General features: G+C 71.7%; 22 protein-coding genes. 5 read left to right on the top strand and 17 right to left on the bottom strand.

Annotation, left to right across the window (positions count from 1 at the left end; translation table 11 throughout):
* From rnc to KIK05_RS06420, 7 genes are all read right to left on the bottom strand, one after another.
* Positions 1-732: a ribonuclease III gene (gene rnc, locus KIK05_RS06450; RefSeq protein WP_308249794.1), complete on the bottom strand. Its 732-nt coding sequence runs from the start codon at positions 730-732 to the stop codon at positions 1-3.
* 264 nt (positions 733-996) lie between these two features.
* Entirely contained in the window at positions 997-1,176 is a 180-nt protein-coding gene (gene rpmF / locus KIK05_RS06445) for a 50S ribosomal protein L32 (RefSeq protein WP_189161846.1), read from the bottom strand.
* A gap of 1 nt (position 1,177) precedes the next feature.
* Complete coding sequence (locus tag KIK05_RS06440) at positions 1,178-1,777, bottom strand: YceD family protein (RefSeq protein WP_214409619.1); 600 nt, start codon at positions 1,775-1,777, stop codon at positions 1,178-1,180.
* Positions 1,778-1,825: 48 nt separating this feature from the next.
* The gene (coaD, locus tag KIK05_RS06435) at positions 1,826-2,302 is read right to left on the bottom strand and encodes a pantetheine-phosphate adenylyltransferase (protein WP_214409618.1); all 477 of its coding nucleotides are present in this window, start codon (positions 2,300-2,302) and stop codon (positions 1,826-1,828) included.
* A 15-nt stretch (positions 2,303-2,317) separates the two neighbouring features.
* Positions 2,318-2,887, bottom strand: a complete 570-nt coding sequence (gene rsmD, locus KIK05_RS06430) for a 16S rRNA (guanine(966)-N(2))-methyltransferase RsmD (protein WP_214409617.1) — start codon at positions 2,885-2,887, stop codon at positions 2,318-2,320.
* 376 nt (positions 2,888-3,263) lie between these two features.
* Positions 3,264-5,447: an ATP-dependent DNA helicase RecG gene (gene recG / locus KIK05_RS06425; RefSeq protein ID WP_214409616.1), complete on the bottom strand. Its 2,184-nt coding sequence runs from the start codon at positions 5,445-5,447 to the stop codon at positions 3,264-3,266.
* Positions 5,448-5,492: 45 nt separating this feature from the next.
* A complete protein-coding gene (locus tag KIK05_RS06420) occupies positions 5,493-7,139 on the bottom strand; it encodes a DAK2 domain-containing protein (protein ID WP_214409615.1) in 1,647 nt (548 codons plus the stop codon).
* Positions 7,140-7,386: 247 nt separating this feature from the next.
* Here KIK05_RS06420 and rpmB point away from each other — a divergent pair, with 247 nt between their 5' ends.
* Positions 7,387-7,572, top strand: a complete 186-nt coding sequence (rpmB, locus tag KIK05_RS06415) for a 50S ribosomal protein L28 (protein WP_214409801.1) — start codon at positions 7,387-7,389, stop codon at positions 7,570-7,572.
* 77 nt (positions 7,573-7,649) lie between these two features.
* Here the strand turns inward: rpmB and KIK05_RS06410 are convergent, their stop codons facing one another.
* From KIK05_RS06410 to KIK05_RS06395, 4 genes are all read right to left on the bottom strand, one after another.
* Positions 7,650-8,264 carry a hypothetical protein gene (locus tag KIK05_RS06410; RefSeq protein WP_214409614.1) on the bottom strand — a complete coding sequence of 205 codons (615 nt, stop codon included), beginning with the start codon at positions 8,262-8,264 and terminating at the stop codon, positions 7,650-7,652.
* A 92-nt stretch (positions 8,265-8,356) separates the two neighbouring features.
* On the bottom strand, positions 8,357-9,142 hold the full coding sequence (thiD, locus tag KIK05_RS06405; RefSeq protein ID WP_214409613.1) for a bifunctional hydroxymethylpyrimidine kinase/phosphomethylpyrimidine kinase: 786 nt from the start codon (positions 9,140-9,142) through the stop codon (positions 8,357-8,359).
* A 35-nt stretch (positions 9,143-9,177) separates the two neighbouring features.
* Positions 9,178-10,938 carry a hypothetical protein gene (locus KIK05_RS06400; RefSeq protein WP_214409612.1) on the bottom strand — a complete coding sequence of 587 codons (1,761 nt, stop codon included), beginning with the start codon at positions 10,936-10,938 and terminating at the stop codon, positions 9,178-9,180.
* A gap of 75 nt (positions 10,939-11,013) precedes the next feature.
* Positions 11,014-11,982, bottom strand: a complete 969-nt coding sequence (locus tag KIK05_RS06395) for a thiamine-phosphate kinase (protein WP_214409611.1) — start codon at positions 11,980-11,982, stop codon at positions 11,014-11,016.
* Between the two features lie 73 nt (positions 11,983-12,055).
* Between KIK05_RS06395 and KIK05_RS06390 the strand changes: the two genes are divergently transcribed.
* Complete coding sequence (locus KIK05_RS06390; protein WP_214409610.1) at positions 12,056-12,289, top strand: Lrp/AsnC ligand binding domain-containing protein; 234 nt, start codon at positions 12,056-12,058, stop codon at positions 12,287-12,289.
* 25 nt (positions 12,290-12,314) lie between these two features.
* Positions 12,315-12,764, top strand: a complete 450-nt coding sequence (locus KIK05_RS06385) for a DUF3515 family protein (protein WP_308249777.1) — start codon at positions 12,315-12,317, stop codon at positions 12,762-12,764.
* A 21-nt stretch (positions 12,765-12,785) separates the two neighbouring features.
* On the opposite strand, the gene KIK05_RS06380 is transcribed toward KIK05_RS06385, so the two are convergent.
* The 4 genes from KIK05_RS06380 to KIK05_RS06365 form a co-directional block, all read right to left on the bottom strand.
* Positions 12,786-13,898: a D-alanine--D-alanine ligase family protein gene (locus tag KIK05_RS06380; protein ID WP_214409609.1), complete on the bottom strand. Its 1,113-nt coding sequence runs from the start codon at positions 13,896-13,898 to the stop codon at positions 12,786-12,788.
* A gap of 129 nt (positions 13,899-14,027) precedes the next feature.
* Positions 14,028-15,263 (bottom strand): trans-sulfuration enzyme family protein, encoded by a 1,236-nt coding sequence (locus KIK05_RS06375; protein ID WP_214409608.1) that lies wholly within the window; start codon positions 15,261-15,263, stop codon positions 14,028-14,030.
* 14 nt (positions 15,264-15,277) lie between these two features.
* Positions 15,278-16,285: an NAD(P)H-dependent glycerol-3-phosphate dehydrogenase gene (locus tag KIK05_RS06370; protein WP_214409607.1), complete on the bottom strand. Its 1,008-nt coding sequence runs from the start codon at positions 16,283-16,285 to the stop codon at positions 15,278-15,280.
* A gap of 72 nt (positions 16,286-16,357) precedes the next feature.
* On the bottom strand, positions 16,358-17,014 hold the full coding sequence (locus tag KIK05_RS06365) for a lysophospholipid acyltransferase family protein (protein ID WP_308249776.1): 657 nt from the start codon (positions 17,012-17,014) through the stop codon (positions 16,358-16,360).
* A 141-nt stretch (positions 17,015-17,155) separates the two neighbouring features.
* On the opposite strand from KIK05_RS06365, the gene cofC reads away from it, so the two are divergent.
* Complete coding sequence (cofC, locus tag KIK05_RS06360) at positions 17,156-17,824, top strand: 2-phospho-L-lactate guanylyltransferase (RefSeq protein ID WP_214409605.1); 669 nt, start codon at positions 17,156-17,158, stop codon at positions 17,822-17,824.
* Positions 17,825-17,849: 25 nt separating this feature from the next.
* On the opposite strand, the gene KIK05_RS06355 is transcribed toward cofC, so the two are convergent.
* Positions 17,850-19,556: an MFS transporter gene (locus KIK05_RS06355; RefSeq protein WP_308249775.1), complete on the bottom strand. Its 1,707-nt coding sequence runs from the start codon at positions 19,554-19,556 to the stop codon at positions 17,850-17,852.
* Positions 19,557-19,798: 242 nt separating this feature from the next.
* On the opposite strand from KIK05_RS06355, the gene KIK05_RS06350 reads away from it, so the two are divergent.
* Entirely contained in the window at positions 19,799-20,536 is a 738-nt protein-coding gene (locus KIK05_RS06350) for a TetR/AcrR family transcriptional regulator (RefSeq protein ID WP_214409604.1), read from the top strand.
* 39 nt (positions 20,537-20,575) lie between these two features.
* On the opposite strand, the gene KIK05_RS06345 is transcribed toward KIK05_RS06350, so the two are convergent.
* Positions 20,576-20,938 carry a YciI family protein gene (locus tag KIK05_RS06345; protein ID WP_214409603.1) on the bottom strand — a complete coding sequence of 121 codons (363 nt, stop codon included), beginning with the start codon at positions 20,936-20,938 and terminating at the stop codon, positions 20,576-20,578.
* Between the last annotated feature and the right edge of the window lie 150 nt (positions 20,939-21,088).

The raw sequence follows: 21,088 nt of genomic DNA, 5'->3' as shown, positions 1-21,088 counted from the left end.
CTAGGTGGTCGCCTTCTCCAGCTTCTCGCGGGCCTCGCCCTTCTGGCGGGCCTCGCTCTGCGCACGGATCGCCGTCCAGGCGGCCTCGGCGGCCTGCTGCTCGGCTTCCTTCTTGCTGCGGCCGGCGCCCGAGCCGTACTCCTGCCCGCCGACCCTGACGACGGCGGTGAACGACTTGGCGTGGTCGGGCCCGCTCTCGTCGACGTGGTACTCGGGGACACCGAGCATCTCGGACGCGGTGAGCTCCTGCAGGGAGGTCTTCCAGTCGAGCCCGGCGCCCAGCGAGGCCGAGCGCTTGATCAGCGGGTCGAACAGCAGGTGGACGACGCGGAAGGCCTCGTCGAGCCCCTTGTCGACGTAGACGGCGCCGATCAGCGCCTCCAGGGTGTCGGCCAGGATCGAGGACTTGTCCCGGCCCCCGGTGCCCTCCTCGCCGCGCCCGAGCCGCATGAAACGGCCGAGGTCGAGGGTGCGCGCGACATCGGCGAGCGCACGCATGTTGACCACCGCGGCCCGCAACTTGGCCAGTTGCCCTTCGGGCAGGTCGGGGTGGCCGCGGAACAGGGTGTCGGTGACCACCAGGCCCAGCACCGAGTCGCCCAGGAACTCCAGGCGCTCGTTGGTGGGCAGGCCACCGTTCTCGTAGGCGTAGGAGCGGTGCGTCAGCGCCCGCTCCAGAAGCGCGTCGTCGAGCCGTACGGCCAGCACGCGCTCGATCTCGTCTCTCGCGATTTCTACGGCAACCGGCTTTCCACCTGCGGCCACGTCTCCTCCTCGGACGGGAATGCTCCGGCCGTCACGTAGCACGTCACGACCTTGGTCGCGATGGCGGATGGAACGCGGGAAAAGCCCGAAAACGTGGTGGGCGCCGGGAGATTGCGGCAGTCCCGGCGTCCACCACGGCCGCGGGCGAACCGCCACCGCACGCCTTGCCGGTGGACGGGTGCCGGCCGGATGCCAGGCATCCGGCCGGTTCACCGGCCACCGCAGGCGTGATCAGGCCGACGGCTCGATGACCTGACGGCGGTTGTAGGTGCCGCAGGTCGGGCATGCCACGTGCGGCAGCTTCGGCGACCGGCACTGGTTACAGCTCACGAGCGCGGGCGCGGCGGTCTTCCACTGCGCGCGGCGGGAGCGAGTGTTGCTCCGCGACATCTTCCGCTTGGGGACGGCCACGTCAACCCTCCTGGTCCTTGTGGTTCTCTTTTGACTTCGGGCCCTGGTCCAGACCCTGCTTCAGACCCTGCAACGCCGCCCAGCGGGCGTCGAGCTTGTCGTGCCGGTGGTCGGGGCCGGCTTCCGCCAGCTTGACCCCACACTCCACGCAGAGCCCGGGGCAGTCTTCACCACAGACCGGGCTCAGCGGCAGTGCGAGCACCACCGCGTCGCGGAACGTCGGCTCGAGATCGAGGAGTTCACCGTCGAGGAGTGAGTCGTCCTCGGCGGCATCTTCCGCCGAGTAGAAATAGAGCTCCTGGAAGCCGACCTCGATCTCCGAGGTCAACGGATCCAGGCAACGCGAGCACTCTCCGCTGAGCGGAGCCCGCGCCGTGCCCGTGACGAGCACGCCCTCCATCACCGCCTCGAGCCGGATGTCCAGCTCGATATCGGCGTCCTGGGGGACGCCGATCATGCCGACAGTGAGATTCGCCGGAGCCGGGAGAACAGGGGCGATCTCACGCATAGATCCCGGTCGTCGCCCCAGATCGTGGGTGGAAATCACCCAAGGGGCTCGGGGGTCGAGGCTATGCAGTGTCTTCCTGCTCTCTTGAGGCATGGCGAATCACCGCCGTCGTACAAGGCCGATTAGAAAGAATACCAGGACTCAGCCGCGCAGCCGCTCGACCAGCATCTGACGGACGAGGTCGGGCACGAGCCCCGAGACGTCACCACCGTACCTCGCGATCTCCTTCAACCTGCTCGACGACAGGAAGGAGTACTCGGGGTTGGTGGACATGAACAGCGTCTCCACGCCCGACATGCGGTAGTTGAGCTGGGCCATCTGCAGCTCGTAGTCGAAGTCGCTGACGGCGCGCAGGCCCTTGACGATCGCCGGGATGCCCTGCTGCTTGCAGAAGTCGACCAGCAGCCCGTGGAACTTCTCGACCCGGACGTTGCCGTACTCCTTGGTCACGGCCTGAAGCGTCTCCACCCGCTCGTCCACGGTGAAGAGGCTCTTCTTCTCGACGTTGATCAGCACTGCGACGACGACCTCGTCGTACAGCCGGGAAGTCCGGCCGATGATGTCGAGGTGACCGTTGGTGACGGGGTCGAAGGACCCCGGGCAGACGACACGACGCAAGGCTTACCCCCAGTTTCACTGGTTCCCGGCGGCGCGACCGTACCAAACAGACGCTTCGCCATAGCGACGGACCCTCTCCTCTTCGAACCCCGAGGGCCAGACCAGGTCCTTCCCCCGCGATTCGCGCTCCACCGCGACCAGGGCGTCCGCGGCGAGCCACCCGTTGTCGCGCAGACGCTCCAGGACCTCGCCGACCACCTCGTCGCGCACCGCGTACGGCGGGTCGGCGAACACGAAGTCGTACGGCTCGGCGCACTCGCCGGCCACCACGCGCTCGACCTTGTCGCCGACGACCACGGCCCCGGGCAGGCCGAGCGCGGCGATGTTCGCCTTGATCGTGCGGACGGCCTTGGCGTCGGACTCCACCAGCAGGGCGTGCGCGGCGCCCCGGGACAGCGCCTCCAGGCCCACCGCCCCCGACCCCGCGTACAGGTCGATCACGCGGGCGCCGTCCAGCGGCCCGAGCAGCGAGCCGACGGTGGAGAACAAGCCTTCCCTGGCACGGTCGCTGGTCGGCCGCGTACCGCGCCCGGGCGGCACGGCGATCCGCCTTCCACCGGCCGTTCCTGCGATGACTCGGGTCATCCGCCCATTCTCGCGCCGCCGCCCGGGTGCCGGTGCCGCCGGGTCAAGAGTCGGCAAGTGTCGGCGAGGAAAGAGCAAGGGTCGTTCCCCACCGGCGTCCGACCGCACATGATGAGTTCTGCGGCCTTCATGGTGACCCAGGGGAAGGCCGACCGGCGTGATCGTGAGCCCTTCCGCGCGCCGGTGCCCTCGGCACCTGACCCGAGGGTGGGCCCAGCCGGGGACGGCATTCGGGGGGAGGCCGTCCCAAGGCTGGGCCCTGGGTCATTCCACATCTCAGACCCCCCACAGCCCCCCGCCACCCCGAGACCACCGCCCCACACTCTGACGGCGACCACCGTCCCCGCTCGTCGGCCTTGCCGGTGGCCGCCGGGGGTCAGGTCTTCTCGAGGTATTCGGCGCGTTCGTCGCCGAGGAGCCGGTCGATCTCCGCCTTGAGGGCCGGATTGCCCTGGAGCTCAGGGTCGTGGGTCAGGAGCGTGGCGGCCTCCTCGCGGGCGGTCGCGATGACGTCCTCGTCGCGGAGGAGCTGCAGCATCCTCAGTGAGGACTTGCGCCCCGACTGCGCCGCGCCCAGCACGTCGCCCTCGCGCCGCTGCTCGAGGTCGACCCGGGACAGCTCGAAGCCGTCGAGGGTGGCGGCCACCGCGTCGAGCCGGCCGCGCGCCGGGGTGCCGGCCGGGAACTCGGTGACGAGCAGGCACAGGCCCGGCAGGCCGCCCCGGCCCACCCGGCCGCGCAGCTGGTGGAGCTGCGAGACCCCGAACCGGTCGGCATCCATGATCACCATCGCCGAGGCGTTGGGGACGTCGACCCCGACCTCGATGACCGTCGTGGCGACCATGACGTCGATCTCACCCTTGCTGAACGCCCGCATCACGGCGTCCTTCTCCTCCGGAGGCAGCCGCCCGTGCAGCGCCTGGACGCGGAGGCCCGCAAGCGGCCCCTCGGCGAGCATGGGCGCGACCTCCAGCACCGCCAGCGGCGGCCGCCGCTCGTCGCCGGCCTCCGCCCCGGACTCGCCCAGATCGCCCTCGTCGCCCTCCAGATCGCCGATGCGCGGGCACACGATGTACGCCTGCCTGCCGAGGCCGACCTCCTCCCGGACGCGCTCCCAGGTGCGCTCCAGGTAGTGGGGCTTCTCGGCGGCGGGCACGACGTGGGTGGTGATCGGCGCGCGCCCGGACGGCAACTGGCTCAACGTGGAGACCTCGAGGTCGCCGAAGACGGTCATCGCCACCGTGCGCGGGATGGGGGTGGCCGTCATCACCAGCACGTGGGGACGGCCGTCCCCGGCCTTCTCGCGCAGCGCGTCGCGCTGCTCCACGCCGAAGCGGTGCTGCTCGTCGACGACGACGAGCCCGAGGTCGGCGAACTGGACGTGCTCCTGGAGCAGGGCATGGGTGCCGACGACGATGCCGGCCGCGCCGGAGGCGGCGTCGAGCAGGGCCGCGCGCCGGGCGGCCGCGCCCATCGAACCGGTGAGCAAGGTCACCGTCGTGCCGCCGAAGACGCCGCCCGTGCCGAGATCGCCCAGCATGCGGGTGATCGACCGGTGGTGCTGCTGGGCCAGGACCTCGGTGGGGGCGAGCAGCGCGGCCTGCCCTCCGGCGTCGACGACCTGGAGCATGGCCCGCAGCGCCACCACGGTCTTGCCCGCGCCGACCTCGCCCTGGAGCAGCCGGTGCATTGGGTGAGCGCTCGCCAGCTCGGCGGCGATCTCCTCGCCGACGGCCACCTGGCCCTCGGTGAGCTGGAACGGCAGGCGGCCGTCGAAGTCGGCGAGCAGCCCGTCGTCGCGGCGCGGGCGCGGCGTGGCGGGCCACGCGGCGGCGGCCTGGCGCCGCTGGGCCAGCACGGCCTGCAGCACGAACGCCTCGTCGAACTTCAGCCGGCTGCGCGCCCGCGCGATGTCGCCCTGGTCGCGGGGCCGGTGCACCGCCTCCAGCGCCTCGGCGAGCCCTGTCAGGCGGTGGCGGGCGCGCAGGTCGGCCGGGAGCGGGTCGGGGATGGGACCGAGCGTGTCGAGGACGACGGCCACGGCGCGGCGGATGACCCAGGAGCTGATGCCGTTCGCCGCGGGGTAGATCGGCACCGGCGCGGCGGCGAACTCGGCCGCCGTCGACTCGCTCTCCTCGAACAGCTCGAACTCGGGATGGTTGAGCTGCCACTTCGCCCGATCGCCCCTGCCGAACCGCCCGACCTTGCCGGAGAACATGGCGCGGGCGCCGGGCTTCAGCCGGCTCTCGGACATGTGGGAGACCTTGCCGAAGAACGACAGGTAGATGGTGTTGCGCCTGCCGTCGACGACCTCGACCTCGAGCCAGGTGCCCGAGCGGTTGCGCATGGGTTTGCGCATCAGGCGGGAGACCTCGCCCACCACCGTGACGTGCTCGTCGACCTCGAGGGCGTCGAGCGCGGTGAGCTCGCCCCGCTCGGCGTACCGCCGGGGGTAGTGGCGCAGCAGCTCGCCGACCGTGGTGATGTTGAGCGAGCTCTCGAGCGGCTTGGCCGTCTTCGGATCAAGCACCTTCGTGAGCGGCTCGTCGAAACGCGTCACGTCACCAAGTTCTACCGCTCACGACCGACAAGAACACCTCGAGGGTCATTCGACGCCGATGAGGAGGGGGTAGCCGCCCTGGGCGCCTTCGTAGGTGACGATCTCGATGTCGGGGCGTGTCGATTCGAGGTGGGCACGGACGGCCCGTGCGGGACGTTCGCCGCCCTCGGCCCCGATGATGAGGGTCACGAGTTCGCTGCTCACCGACAGCATGCGGACGGCGACCTCCACCGCCGTCTCGTCCACCCCCGGGCCGATGAGCGCCACGTCGCCGTCGATCACGCCGAGGACGTCCCCCGGGCGGCACATGCCCGCGCTGGTCATGGCCTCGCGGTCGGCCACCCACACGTGGCCGTGCCGGGTGTGCCCGGCGGCGCCGGTCATCGCGACGACGTCGTCGTCGAAGCGTCGCAGCGGATCGTGCACGGCCAGCGCGGCCAGGCCCTGCACGGTGGCCTTGGTGGGCAGCACGCTCACCACGGCGCCCTCCTCGCGGGCGATCTCGGCGGCGGCCACGGCCACGGCGTTCGTCCCGCTGTCGTTCGGCAGGACCACCACCTCCGTGCCGGCCTGCCTGATCGCCGCCACCACGGCGGCCAGCGGTGGGACGGTCCCCGGCTCGCGGCGTACCACCACGGCTCCGGCGTCCTCGAACAGGTGGGCGATGCCGTCCCCGGCCGCCACCGCCACCACGCCCCGGCCGTGCCCGGCCCGGTGGGGGCGGGCGGGCGCGTCGAGGTAGGTGACCCTGATGCGGTACGGCCGTCCGGCACGCATGCCCGCCTCGATCGCGGCCCCCGCGTCGTCCACGTGGACGTGGACGTTCCACAGGCCCTCTCCCCCGACCACCACCAGGGAGTCGCCGAGGCGGTCGAGCTCCTCGCGCAGCGCGGCCACGGCGCTCTCGCGGGCGTCCAGGAGGTACATCACCTCGTAGCACGGCGGGTCGGCGCACCCGTCCGGGCCCTTGGCCGCCTCCGGTTCGACCCGGGCGGTGGGCGCGGGGACCTGGTAGCGGTCGACGTAGGAGTCGGTGATCACCGAGGCCAGCGTCTCCACGATGACGGTCAGCCCGGCGGCGCCGGCGTCCACGACGCCGTTGCGGGCCAGGACCTCCAGCTGCCCGGTCGTACGGCCGAGCGCCGTACGCGCCGCCACGGCGGCCCTTCCCGCCACCTCGGCCAGCTCACCCGCCGGCGGGCTCTGGGACGGCTGCTCGGCGACGGCGTCGGCGACCGCGCCGAGCACGGTCAGGACGGTGCCCTCGACGGGTCTCGCCACGGCGTTCCTCGCCAGCTCGGCGGCGCGCACGAGCCCGTCGCGCAGGTCGCGGCCGTCGCCCTTGCCCTGCTTGAACACCTCGGCCATGCCCCGCAGGGCCTGGCTCACGATGACTCCCGAGTTGCCCCTGGCGCCGACCAGCGCCCCGTCGGCGAGGGCGCGCCACGTGGTCTCCGGGTCGGCCGCGGGCGGCAGGCCGTCGAGCGCCTCGGCCGCCGAGAGCATCGTCAGGTGGAGGTTGGTGCCGGTGTCGCCGTCGGGGACGGGGAAGACGTTCAGCGCGTCGATGTCCGCGCGCGCCCGCCCGAGCGCGTCGGCGCAGAGCCGTGACCAGCGGCGCACGGCGTTCGGGTCGAGGACCTGGAGCGGCGGGTGCACCCCCTCACCTGCCTCGGCGGGCTCCGAACTCATCGAGATCCTCCCAAGCGCGGGGACGAAGGTGCTCCTGACTGGTGGTGTTCCCACGGGCACGACCGCGCGATCTCCCCGGATGCGCTACGGTTGGTGCTACGAGATTATCCCCGTTCGCCGGTTCCCGGTTTGGCGTGCACCGGGCGACATCGGATACCCTCGTGTGGCCAGCCGGTTGTCCCGGCATGCCCGACCACCGCTTCTACCTCGGTTTCGGGCCTATTGACTGACCTAAGGAGCGATGACCGTGGCTTCCGTCTGCGACGTTTGCGGCAAGGGGCCGACCTTCGGCAACAACATCTCGCACTCGCACGTCCGCACCCGCCGTCGCTGGAACCCCAACATCCAGCGTGTGCGCGCGATGGTGGGCAACACGCCGAAGCGGCTCAACGTGTGCACCTCCTGCATCAAGGCGGGCAAGGTCACCCGCTGACCTGAATCTCACCGGCAGCCCGCCGCCCTTTCGAGGGCGGCGGGCTGTCGGCTTTCCGTCGCCGCGCCCGTAGGGCGCTACAGCAGGCGGGCGATGGGGTCGTCGGCGAGGCGGCGCAGCAGCAGGGCGGTGGCGGACGCCTGGGAGGCCTCCGGCTCGCCCCGGCGGCCCGACTCGACGGCCCCGGCGAGGGCTCTCAGCTCGTGCGGGGGCAGCAGCGTGCGAGCCGTCGTGTGGAGGCGGAGCCGCAGCTTGCGGCCGCTCCTCGGGTCCTCGGCCACCAGATGCGGCACCCGCCGCCCGGTGGGCACGGTGCCCTCCCCGTGGGGGTTGGTGACGTACTCCGGCTCGGAGCCGACCCACACCCGCGTCGTCGCCAGGTCGGCCTCCCGCGTCCCGAGCAGGCCCCGGACGCGCAGCACCGTGCCGTCCAGGACCGCCTGCCGCAGGTAGGTGCCGGCGACCATGGTGGCGACGAAGCCCAGCATCACCACCATGATCAATCCGAAGATCGCCGTGACGACGGTCTCCGGCAGGCCGCCGCCTCCGCTCGTGTCGGGGAAGTCCAGCATGGAGGCCACGACGGCGGCGATGCCGCCGAGGACGGCGAGGAACAGCAGGCCGACGACGGACACCGCGGCCTTCTGGCCGGCGGAGGCGTTCACGCTGAGACGCACCAGGGCATTCGACACGCTAGGAAGCTACCCGCAAGCGGCGCCCGTCAGGCGTGATCCCCCCCGCCGCCGTTCCGTGTCGCCGGGGCGCCGCGTGGAGGCAAGGCGGGTCAGCGCCAGCGCCAGCCGTGGTCGACGGGGCCGATGCCGGCGCCGAGGGGGAAGCCGTACGAGATCGCGCCCGTGACGTACTCCTTGGCCATCTCGACGGCGCGGGGGACGTCCTCGCCGAGCGCCAGGTAGGACGCGATGGCGGAGGCCAGGGTGCATCCGGTGCCGTGGGTGTGCCGGTTGTCGTGCCGCTCGGCGGAGAAGCGGAACTCGGCGGTCCCGTCGGTGAGGAGGTCGACCGGCGGGCCCGGCAGGTGGCCGCCCTTGACCAGGACCCACGTGGGGCCGAGCGCGAGCATCGCGTCGGCCGCCCGGCGCAGGTCGTCCTCGTCCTCGACCTTGACGGAGGTGAGCTGCTCGACCTCCCAGAGGTTCGGGGTCACCACGGTCGCCAGCGGCAGCAGCCGGGAGATCACGGTCTGCACGGCCGCGGGGGCCAGCAGTGGGTCACCGTGCTTGGAGACGGCGACCGGGTCGACCACGATGGGCGCCTCCACCCGCGACAGCGCCTCGGCGACGACCTCCACGAGCTCGGGGGACGCCAGCATGCCCGTCTTGATGGCCTGTGCGCCGATGTCGCCCAGGACGGAGTCGAGCTGGGCGCGCACGGCCTCGGCGGGGAGTTCCCAGTACCCCTGCACGCCGAGGGAGTTCTGCGCGGTCACCGCGGCGACCACGCTCATGCCGTGGACGCCGAGCGCCAGCATGGTCTTCAGATCGGCCTGGATGCCCGCGCCCCCACCGGAGTCGGAGCCCGCGATCGTCAGCACGCACGGAGGAGTCATCCGTCCATGAAACCAGGCCCGCGGGCCCCGCCTTCTCAGGGGTTCGGCTCGACCTGGGACACGGCGTTGTCGTTCACGCGGATCCGGCAGCTCCCGCCGTTCAGCTCGCACCTGTCCGGCGCGCTGGAGTCCCCGTCGGCAGCGAAGGTGACCACGGCCTGCTCGTTCTCGCCGAGCACCTGGGTGGACGACAGTACGAGCGTGCCGCCCTCCTGCGTCCAGGTCGCGCCGTCGGCGCCGGTGACGCTGCCGCCGACCGGGATCCGGACGCTCCACCCCGACGACAGGACGGGGCCGTTGTTGCTGATGGTGACCTGGCCGGTGTACCCGGCGTCGCTGAGCCCGGACACGGCGAAGTCGACCGCGACCCGGCCGGGTCCGATCACCGGATCGGTGTCGTCGGTGGGGGTGGCGTCCGGGGTGGCGGTGTCGGTCGGTTCCTCGGTGGGCGTGGGGTCCGGCGTGTCCTCCTTGGTGCGGCTCGCCTTGGGGGTCGGGCTGGTGATCCGGGTGCGTTCCGGCGTCGGGCGGGCCGAGGGCTGCGGGTTGCGCCGCTCAGGGGTATGGACGGCGGTCGCCGTCGGCCTGGCCGGCTTGGAGGCGCGAGGCGAGGTCGTCTCGCTCTCGGAGGGGTCGGAGGTGACCGGATCCGCGGAGTCCTCGGTCGCGGACGGCGCGGCGCCCCCACTGGGCTTCCCCTGCGCGACGGCCGCGCAGGCCTGCCCCTTCGGGCAGGCGGTGGTGCTGGTGAGGTCGAGCCCGGAGGAGGCCAGCTTCACGCCGACGACGGCGGTGCCGATCGCCGCGACGACCGCCACCGCGGACAGGGCCACCAGACGGCGTCCCCGCCAGAAACCCTCCTTGCGCTCCCGGCTCTGGCGCTGCCCACGGCGTCGTTTCGGCGGCACATGGCCGCCCTCGGCGTGCGGCTCCTCGGGGCGGAGATCTTCCGGGGCGGCGCCGGGGCCGATCGCGGGGGCGTACGCGGTCTCCTCGCCGGGCTCCGCGTACCGCCCGGGGCCGGCCAGGCCGCCGACGGCGGCTCCCGGCTCCGTACGGCCGCTCCGCACCGCCGTCTCGCCGGCGCTCCACGTGCCCGGAGGTTCGGCGGCCGGCGCGTCCCACCCGCCGGAGGCCGAGGGCCCGGTCTCCCAGCCGTGGGAGGGGTGCTGAGCCGTGGGCGCGGGCCCCCAGGTGCCACCCTGCGCTGTGGAGGCAGGATCCCAGGTACCACCCTGCGCCGTGGAGGCAGGATCCCAGGTGTCGCCCTGACCTGTGGGCGCGGCTTCCCAGGCGCTCGTGGGTCCCTGAGCCGTGGACGCGGGTTCCCAGGCGCTCAAGGGCTGCTCAGCCGTGGGCGCCGGGTCCCACGCCGGGCGGCTTTCCTGGGCTCCGGTGCCGGTGTCGCCCGTGTCCCACGCGTTCGCGGGACCGGTGGGCAAGGGACCGGTGGGCGAGGGGCCGGTCGGCGAGGGGCCGGTCGGCGAGGGGGCCGAGAAGGCGGAGGAGGTGTCGGCGCCCGGCGCCGGACGCGGGGTGGCGGACGGCTCGTCGTCCCAGGCGCTGGGCCAGGCAGGGCCGGGCGAGTCCCATGCGCTGTGCCGCGGCGGCTGCGGGGCCTCGAAGCCGCCGCTCGGGGTCTTCCCGCCGTCCGGGGCCTGGAGCCAATCAGGGTCCTCGGTGCTGAGCCACTCCTGGGTGCCTCGCTCGTCGTCCCACCCCGTGTCGTCGTGCTCGCCCGCCCACTCGGGGTCGGACTCCCGCCCTCGGGATGACGTGTGGCGTCCCCGTCCCATGAAGCGCCTTCCTATGTAGAAACCTGGCGCCCCACTTCATAACACCTTCAATACTTCTTTGTCACAATTTTCACCTTATTCACGGAAGTGATCCCAGCCACCGGCCACCTCGGTGCGCCCGGTGACCTGCACGCCTTCGCCTGGGGTGATTTTTCCGATGAACCGCCACGGGTCCGGCAGCCGTACACCGGGAGGGAAGGAGGCCAGCAGGGCATGATCCTCCCCACCCGTCAGCACCCACGTGAGCGGGTCTTCGCCCAGCTCGGCGGCGGCGTCCGCCAGTACGTCCGGCACAGGGAGGGCCGAGGGATCGATCTCCACGCGCGCGCCGCTCGCCGCGGCGAGATGCCCGGCGTCCTGCAGCAGGCCGTCGCTCACGTCGAGCATGGCCGTGGCGCCGAGCCCGGCCGCCGCCGGACCGCAGGCGTAGGGCGGCCGGGGGCGCCGGTGGGCGTCCACGAATTCCTGGAACGAAGGGTCCTCCCGGCCCGCCAGGAGCGCCGCGAGCCCCCCGGCGGCGTACCCGAGCCGGCCCGCCACGGCGAGGACGTCCCCGGGCCTCGCGCCGGAGCGGGTCACCGGGGAGCGGCCCGCCAGGTCGCCGAGCGCCGTCACCCCGAGCAGGATCTTCTCGGACCTGACGACGTCGCCGCCCGCGACGCTCGCGCCGACCAGCGCGCATTCGTCCCGGAAGCCGTCGGTGAGCCCGTCCAGCCAGTCCGCGGGGAGGTCCCCGGGGGCGCCGAGGCCCACGAAGAGGGCCGTGGGGTCGGCCCCCATCGCCACGACGTCGGAAAGGTTCTGTGCTGCCGCTTTTCTCCCGATGTCGTACGAGCTGGACCAATCGCGACGGAAGTGCCTACCCTCAAGTAGGAGATCCGTCGTCACGACCACCCGCCCGTCAGGGGCACGAAGCACCGCGGCGTCGTCGCCGGGGCCGAGCAATATCGCCGGAGATTGTGGCAAGCGCCCGACAATACGGGCAATGATCCCGAATTCCCCAAGATCTGCGAGTGTGATAGCACACCTCCGGGTGTGTTGCATGTACGGTGGCGATTCGGGCTGATCTAGTTACGGGACCGATACGAGCGAGTTTCGCCCCCGCCGGGAGGACGTGATGGTGCAGGCCTACATCCTTATCCAGACAGAAGTCGGCAAGGCCGCCGCGGTCGCCGGTGCGATCGCGGCGATCCCCGGAGTGACCCAGGCCGAGGACGTGACCGGGCCGTACGACGTGATCGTCCGTGCGGAGGCCAACAACGTGGACGAACTCGGCAAACTCGTCGTCGCGCAGATTCAGGCCATCGAGGGGATCACGCGTACCCTTACATGTCCGATCGTGCACATCTGAGCGTCGACAGCTTTCGGGGGGAGCCGTGGTCAGGGTCGTCGTCGGCATGGCCGCCTTGGCGCTGCTGGCGGGGTGCGGCGGCGCCGTACGGGTCGAGCCGCCCGCTCCGCAGGCCGCGACGGCCGCCAACTGCAAGACCCTGAACACCCGGCTGCCCCACACCCTCGACGGCGCGGAGCGCGTCCCGTCCGAGCCCCCCTCGCCGTACGTCACGGTCTGGGGGGAAGGCGAGATCGCGCTCCGCTGCGGGGTCTCCCGCCCGGCGGCCATGGACCCCATGCAGCAGGTGCCCGACATCAACGGAGTGCCCTGGTTCGCCGACCCGGCCAGGGACACGCTCTTCACCGCGATCACACGGGGCGGATACGTCGAGGTCACGATCTCCCGCGCCCACCAGCCCGCGAGCGTGCTCCTCGACCTCGCCGCCCCGATCAAGGCCACCTTCCCCGTCACCCCGCCCGAACCCCAGGGCTGACCGGGGGCCGGCCCGGGATCCTCAGCGAAGGCCGGCGGGCCGGGCCAGGGCCAGCTGGATCAGCCGTTCGACCAGCTCGGCGTACGACAGGCCGGTGGCGGCCCACAGCTGGGGCGCGACCGACAGCGACGTGAACCCCGGCATGGTGTTGATCTCGTTGACGATCAGGCTGCCCGACGGCGTGTAGAAGAAGTCGACGCGCGAGAGCCCCTCGCAGCCGAGCGCCTCGAACGCGCGCACGGCCATCTGCCGCAGCTCCTCGCTCACCGCGACCGGGATGTCGGCCGGCACCTGCAGCCGCATCTCGTCCGGGACGTACTTGGCGTTGAAGTCGAAGTACTCGTGGTCCCCGTACAGCACCTCGCCCGGCAGGCTCGCGGCGGGCGGCTCGTCGCCGAGCGACTCCAGCACCGCGCACTCGACCTCCCGCCCCTCGATGGCGGCCTCGACGAGGACCTTCGGATCGTGGGTGCGGGCGAACTCGATCGCCTGCTCCAGCCCCTCGGCGCCGTCGACCCGTGAGATGCCCTGGCTGGAGCCGGCGCGGGACGGCTTGACGAACACCGGCCAGCCGAGCTCCTCGACGTCCTTCAGGACGCGCTCGCGCTCCAGCCGCCAGTCGCGGTCGCGCACCACGACGTACGGGCCGACGGGCAGCCCGGCGGCGGCCAGCACGGCCTTCATGTACGCCTTGTCCATGCCGACGGCGCTCGCCAGCACGCCGGAGCCCACGTAGGGCACGCCGGCCATCTCCAGCAGGCCCTGGATGGTGCCGTCCTCGCCGTAGGCGCCGTGCAGCATCGGGAACACCACGTCGACCTGGCCGAGCGATTCGGGGATCCGCCCCGAGTCGAGCGCGACGAGCGATCCGCTGCCGGAGGGCAGCGCGAGGGCGGCGCCGCTGTCGTCGACGACGGGCAGCTCGCCGCCCTCGATCTCGAATCTCTGGTTCTCGGAGGCCAGCACCCAGCGGCCGTCGGGCGCGATGCCGATCGGCACGACGTCGTATTTGGACCGGTCGAGGGCCGCCAGGACGCTTCCGGCGCCCATCAGCGACACCGCGTGCTCGGAGTTGCGTCCGCCGAAGACGACCGCGACCCGAACCCGAGGCCGGGATTCTTCCTGCTCGTTCATGATGCCCGAATCTACCTTGCGTCCCTGTCGTCCCCGCTTGTCAGGGCGTCCCTGGGGTCTCAGTCGTTACTTGTTGTCAGATCTGCAGGCGAAATGTCGTTCGTACTTGTCGGTTTCACCGGCGCGCGTTCAGGGGCGGGTGGCCGTGTTGGAGCGGAGCGCGTCGAGCGCGTCGGTGACGTCGGCGATGAGGTCTTCGGCGTCCTCCAGCCCGATCGAGAACCGGACGGCCCCGGCGTCGACCCCGGAGGCGGTCAGCAGGGCTTCGTCCAGCTGACGGTGGGTGGTGGAGGCGACGTGGGAGACCTTGGTGTGCGTGCCGCCGATCGAGGTGGCGATGCGCGCGAGGCGCACGGAATCGGCGAGCATCACCCCCGCCTCGTACCCGCCGTGCGGGGTGACGGTGACGCAGGCGCCGTACCTCGTGCCCTCGGGGCCGTTGTCGAACAGCTGACGGGCGAGCTGGTGGCCGGGATGGCCGGGCAGGCCCGGGTAGTCGACGCGGCGCACCGCCGGGTGCTTGGCGACGGCCGCCGCGAACACCATGGCGGTGGCGCACATGCGGCGGACGCGCAGCGGCAGCGTCGCCAGGCCCCGGCGCAGCAGGAACGCCTCGTCCGGCGCGAGGGTGGCGCCCGTGTCGATGCGCACCTCGCGGATCTTGGCGATGAGGTCGGGACGGCCGACCACCGCGCCGCCGGTGGAGTCGTCGTGCCCGCCGATGTATTTGGTGGCGGAGTGGACGACGAGGTCGGCCCCGTGCTCCAGCGGGCGGCACACGACGGGCGTCGCGAACGTCGAGTCGACCACCAGCAGCGCCCCGGCGTCACGGGCGATGCGGTAGAGGCCGCGGATGTCGGCCACCGCCATGGTGGGATTGCCGAGCGTCTCGGCATAGACGATCTTGGTGGACGACCGCACGGCGGCGTGCACCCTGCGCAGGTCGGAGTAGTCGACGAAGTCGGCCGACACGCCGAAGCGCCCCAGCACGTTCGCCAGCAGGGAGTACGTGCCGCCGTACACCGGGGCGGGGGCGACCACGTGGGAGCCGGCGCGCAGGAAGGTGAGGAACACCGCGGTCACCGCGGCCATGCCGGAGGCGAACGCCTGGCCCGCGACGTCCTCGGGGGCCGCGGCACCCTCCAGGGCGGCGATGCCGGAGGCGAAGGCCGCGACCGTGGGGTTGTCGATGCGGCTGTAGGCGAAGCCGGGGGCACGGTCGCCGAGCACGTCGTCGTACTCCGCGGAGCTGTCGAAACTCCAGGCCGAGCTGCGCCAGACGGGCAGCCCGACCGGTAACTGCCGGGAGACCGGCGCGGGGGGCAGGTGGACAGCGCGGGAGTTCTCGCCGAGCCTCCTGCGCATGCGTCGCGAGGGTGTCAAACTCCGTACCGTTCGGGCTTGGGAGTCCGCGACATGAGCAGCGTCGCGGCCTCACTGGGGGTCATTCCGTCATGGACGACGCCCACCACCACCTCGGTGATCGGCATCTCCACGTCGTGCTTCCTGGCCAGGTCGAGCACCGACTCGCAGGACTTGACTCCCTCCGCGGTCTGCTTGGTCGCGGCGACCGTCTCGGCCAGCGTCATGCCTCGGCCGAGATTCTCCCCGAAGGTACGGTTTCTCGACAATGGGGACGAACAGGTGGCGACGAGGTCCCCCATGCCCGCGAGGCCCGCGAACGTGTGCGGGTCGGCGCCCAGCACCGCGCCCAGCCGGGCGATCTCGGCGAGCCCGCGCGTCATCAGCGTCGCGCGCACGTTGTCGCCCAGCCCCATGCCCACCGCCACGCCGACGGCGAGGGCGATGACGTTCTTCACCGCGCCGCCGAGCTCCACCCCGACGACGTCGGAGTTGGTGTAGGCGCGGAACCACGGCAGGTGGCAGGCCTCCTGCAGCCGCCCGGCGACCTGCTCGTCGAGGCTGGCGACCACCGTGGCGGCGGGCTCGTGCCGGATCAGCTCGCCCACGAGGTTCGGCCCGGAGACGACGGCGACGCGCTCGGCGGGGACGCCGGCGACCTCGCAGATCACCTCGCTCATGCGCTTGGAGGTGCCCAGCTCGACGCCCTTCATCAAACTGACGAGCACCGCCTCGCGCGGGATGTGCGGGGTCCAGGCGGCGAGGTTGCCGCGCAGGGTCTGCGACGGCACCGCGAGGACGACGAAGTCGGCCCCCTCCATCGCCTCGGCGGGGTCGGTGGTCGCCCGCAGGGACGCGGGGAGGCTCACACCAGGGAGGTACTCGGGGTTCTCGTGCCCGCGGTCGATGGCCTCCACCACCTCGGCGCGCCGCCCCCACAGCGTCGTCGACGTGCCCGCCTCCGCCAAGATCATCGCGAAGGTGGTGCCCCACGAACCGGTTCCGAAAACGACGGCCTTGGTCATCTACTCACCGTACGCTCACTCAATGGCTGAAGTCGCCCTGCGTGCCTACTGCCTCACTCCCGCCCGGCGGGGTCAGCCGGCGCGGGTCTCGCTCTGGTCGAAGGGCTCGTCCGGCGCCTTCTCACCGCGCAGCTCGGCCAGCTGGCCCGTGATGGCGGCCATGATGTCGGAGGTCGCGTTCTTCAGGACCTGACCGCGCAGCGGCTGCCCCTCGTACTTCGACAGGTCGACCGGCGGCCCGGCGAGGACCTTGAAGGTCTTGCGGGGGAACAGCCTCGGCTTCTTCTCACCGTACGGCAGGAGCTCCTGGGCGCCCCAGTGGGCCACGGGGATCACGGGCACGCCGGTGGCCAGCGCGAGCCGGGCGACGCCGGTCTTGCCGGCCATGGGCCACATGTCGGGGTCGCGGGTGATCGTGCCCTCGGGGTAGAAGATCACGCAGGCCCCCTCGCGGAGGGCCTTCTCGGCGTCCTTCAGCGAGCGGGCCGCGTCGGTGGAGCCGCGGTGGACGGGGATCTGCCGGCACTTGCGCACGATCGTGCCGATGACCGGGATGTCGAACACCCCGGACTTGGCCAGGTAGACCGGCCAGCGGCCGTTGTTGTAGGCGAAGTGGGCGAACAGCAGCGGGTCGGTCCACGACAGGTGGTTGGCCGCGATGATCATGCCGCCCTTGCGCGGGACGTTCCTGCCACCCCGCCAGTCGCGCTTGGTGAACAGAAGCAACACCGACTTCACGATCACCACGACTAGGGCTTCCCAAAAGACCGGCGGGCGTCCGGGGCGGCTCATTGACTCCTCCAAGCATGCATGGGCGCCATCAGTCTCCCGGTTCGCTGCCAGAGATGTCGAGGCGAGATGCTTAAGGTTATGCGTCCTGAGGAACGTGGCGAGTCAGGCTGGACCATCGTGGTGCCGGTGAAGACCCTGGTCGCCGCCAAGACCCGCCTGGCGGCCGCGGCCGGGCCCCACCGCGCCGCGCTCGCCGTCGCCGTCGCGTGCGACACGGTGTCCGCGGCGCTCGCCTGCCCCGACGTCGCGCGGGTCGTGGTCGTCACGGCCGACCCGGTGCCCGCCAGGGCCCTCGCCCAGCTCGGCGCGCACGTGGTGCCCGACCCCGACTCCGGGCTGAACGCGGCGCTGCGGGCCGGTGGTGCGGAGGCCGTGCGACTGGCGCCCGGGAGCCCGATCGGCGCCCTGCAGGCCGACCTGCCCGCCCTGCGCCCGGCCGAGCTGGGCGTCGCGCTGGCCTGCGCCGCCGACTTCGACCAGGCCTTCGTGCCCGACGCCGCCGACGTCGGCACCACGTTCTACGGGGTACGGCCCGGCGTCCCCTTCACGCCGCGGTTCGGCGGCGAGTCCCGGGCCAAGCACCTGGCGGGCGGGGCCAAGGAGGTGGCCCCCGACGGCATCCCGTCCGTGCGGCGGGACGTCGACACCCCGTCCGACCTGGAGGAGGCCCTCGCCCTCGGCGTGGGCCGGCACACGGCCGCCGTCGTGGAAATGCTCAAGGAGTCCTCCACCTGGAGGACTCCTTGAGACGCTTGGCCGGCCGGGGCACCTGTCAGTGGCCGGCGCCGCCTTCGCGGGCGTGCTTGGGAAGGAGGAAGGCGACCAGGAACGTCAGCAGCAGCATGCCGTCCACGACCCACAGGATCGTCTTCATCACGTCGGCGAACCCCTGCTTGGCCGACTCGGCGCCCGCCGTCGCCAGGGCCTTCTGGATGGCGCCCCCCGTCTCGGGCGAGGTCGCCGCGGCCCGCGCGTCGGCCTCCAGCCGGGTGCAGGAGGCGGGCACCGCTTCCTGGTCCTTGGCGACCGCGCGGTCGTGGCCACAGGCCCGCAGCCCGGCGACGATACGGTCCTGCGGCTCGCCGGTCACGTGGACGGCCGCCAGGTCCGAGCGCAGCTTGGGCGTGAGGTCGTCGGCGGCGGTGGCGACGCCGCCACCGAGGAGCCCGAAGAACACCGTGCCGAGCAGCGCGACGCCGAAGGCGCTCCCGAGCTGCTGCACCGCGGTCAGGCTGCCCGAGGCGGAGCCGGTCTCGTGGTCCTCCACACCGGCGAGCACGATGTCGAAGAACGGCGCCATCAGCATGCCCATGCCGACACCGGTGACGAGCAGCGCGGGGACCATCTGCCAGGGGGTGACGCCGATCCCGGCGACGTTCAGCGTGATCAGGACGCCGAGCACGCCGAGGGCCATCACCAGGGTGCCGCCGTGCAGCAGCTTGCGGCCGAACTTCTGCAGCGGCTGGGCGAGGCCGAAGCCGACGACCATGCCGAGTGACCACGGCGCCGTGGCGAGGCCGGCCTTCAGGGTCGAGTAGCCGAGGCCGATCTGGGTGTAGAGGTTGAAGACCAGCATGAACCCGGCCATCCCGGAGAAGAACACCAGGCCGGTGGCCAGGCCACCGGTGAAGGCGCGCTTGCGGAACAGGCTGGGCACGACGAGCGGGTCGCCGCCGGCGCGAGCCTTGCGCGACTCGAACCACCCGAACAGGATGAACACGACGACCGACGCGCCCATCATCAGGAACGACCACAGCGGCCAGTCGTTCTCACGTCCCTGCACCAGGGGGAAGACGATCAGCAGACCCGCCAGCGAGGCCAGCAGCACGCCGGGGACGTCGAGCTTCAGCGGGTGCGGCGAACGCGACTCGGGCAGGAAGCGCGACCCGCAGATCACGGCGGCAAGGCCAAGCGGCAGGTTGATCAGGAAGATCATGCGCCAGCCGGTCCCGAAGAAGTCGGCGTCGATCAGCCAACCGGCCAGGATCGGGCCGCCGACGGACGACAGGCCCATGACCGGCCCGAACATGCCGAACGCCGCCTGCATCTCCTTGGGCGGGAACATCTCTTTGATCATCCCGAGGCCCTGGGGGAGCATGACCGCGCCGAACAATCCTTGGACGACGCGCGCGGCGATCAGCAACTCGGGCCCCTGGGCCACGGCGCACAGCAGCGAGCCGACGGTGAAGCCGGCCGCGCCGATCAGGAACATCCTCTTGCGGCCGAAGATGTCACCGAGCCGGCCGCCGGTGATCAGTCCCACGGCCATCGAAAGGGTGTAGGCGGCGCCGAGCCACTGGATGGTCGCGGCGCTGCCGCCGAGCTCGGCGCGGATGGTCGGTGACGCGATGTTGGTCACCATGGCGTCGAGCAGGTCCATGACCTCGGCGGCGAGGATGACGAAAAGCGCCGCCCAGCGCCATCTGTAGGGCGCGGGCTCGGGTGGGGCCTCCTGGGGGTGGAGGTCGGTGGTGGTCACGGGGACTCCTCGGGGGTGAGCATCGTCAACGTCTTATGAACAGTGTTCATTTCAATCGAGCACTGTTCTATCATAGAACGGTGTTCGCGATTGATGTGCGGCGTTCTCACGATATGTCGCGACTGTCGAGAGCACAAGATATATCGCGAAAATGACCGGTGTTCTCCCGCGATGAGCGGTGTTCAGGACGCAACTACACTCGGCCACAAGGGATCACGACCGACGCCAAGGGGCGGTGACGCATGAAGCAGGCGGACGAGCCGGTGCCCACACCCCCGTGGGAGCGCTCACGCAAGCGCGCGGCCCACGTCCGGGTTCCCCTCACGCTGGAGCGCATCGTCGACGCCGCCTACGTGGTGCTCGACCGCGAGGGGTACGACCGGCTGAGCATGCGCCAGGTCGCCGCCGAGCTCGGGGTGGCGGTGTCCGCGCTGTACGCGCACGTGACGAGCAAGGACGAGCTCCTCGAGCACATGTACCACCGGCTGTTCGAGGGCTTCGAGCTGCCGCCCCCCGATCCCGCTCACTGGCAGGACCAGGTCATGGACTTCGCCCGCGGCGCGCGGGAGAAGCTGACGGCCCACCGCGACATGGCGCGCATCTCGATGGCGTACGCGCCCTTCACCCCCGAGCTGATGCCGCACGTCGAGCGCCTGCTCGCGATCTTCCGCACCGCGGGGATGCCCGACCGCGTGGCGGCCACCGCCGGCGACATCATCTCCACCTTCATCGACGGCTTCGCCTACGCCGAATCGATGTGGGAGGAGCGCCGCCGCAGCAGCGAGGCCGGCACGTGGGAGGAGATGCGTGAGTCGATCAACGACTACTTCGACTCGCTGCCGCCCGAACGGTTCCCCCACCTCGTCGCCCTGTCGTCGCTGATGTTCGGCGAAAGCAACGACGAGAGGTTCGAGCTCGGCATGGACATCATCATCCGCGGGCTGGCCTCCTACATCGAGCCCGGGACCTCCTCCCCCTGAAAGCGGCGGCGCGCACCGGGAAGCGCGCGCCGTTGCTCCTCACATCCCCGGACCCGACTGGTGCGTGACGGGCCGCACCTCCATCGCGAAATACCGCGCGTCCGGCCAGCTGGCCGCGATCTCCACGGCGCGCTCGGTGCTGTCGCACTCCACGAGCAGGTACCCCGCGAAGTGCTCCTTGGCCTCGACGAACGGCCCGTCGGTGACCACCGGGACGCCGTCGCGGACCCGCACGGTCTTCGTCTCCGACGGGCCCGCCAGGGCCTCGCCCCGGATCAGCTCACCGGACTCGGTGAGCTCCTTCATGAGCTCGTCGACCCGGCCGAGCAGCTCGGCGGCCTCGGATTCCGGCAGCTCCTCGACGTAGCCGGGCCGGTTGTGGATCAACAGCATGTACTTCATCGTCCGCTCCCTCAGTGACTGGCCTTGCGCCGGGCGGTCGGAGCCGTACCGGGCGCCTCGACATCGTCGCGAAAAAGTCCGCGCTCCCATGTACAGACCGCCGTACCCGCTCCGACTCCCTCGTGACGGCGCCCGAGCCGTCCTCGAAGG

Origin of the sequence: Sphaerisporangium fuscum, assembly GCF_018531465.1 — a bacterium.
GTDB lineage: Bacteria > Actinomycetota > Actinomycetes > Streptosporangiales > Streptosporangiaceae > Sphaerisporangium > Sphaerisporangium fuscum.
This window is presented reverse-complemented; position numbering and strand designations above follow the sequence as displayed.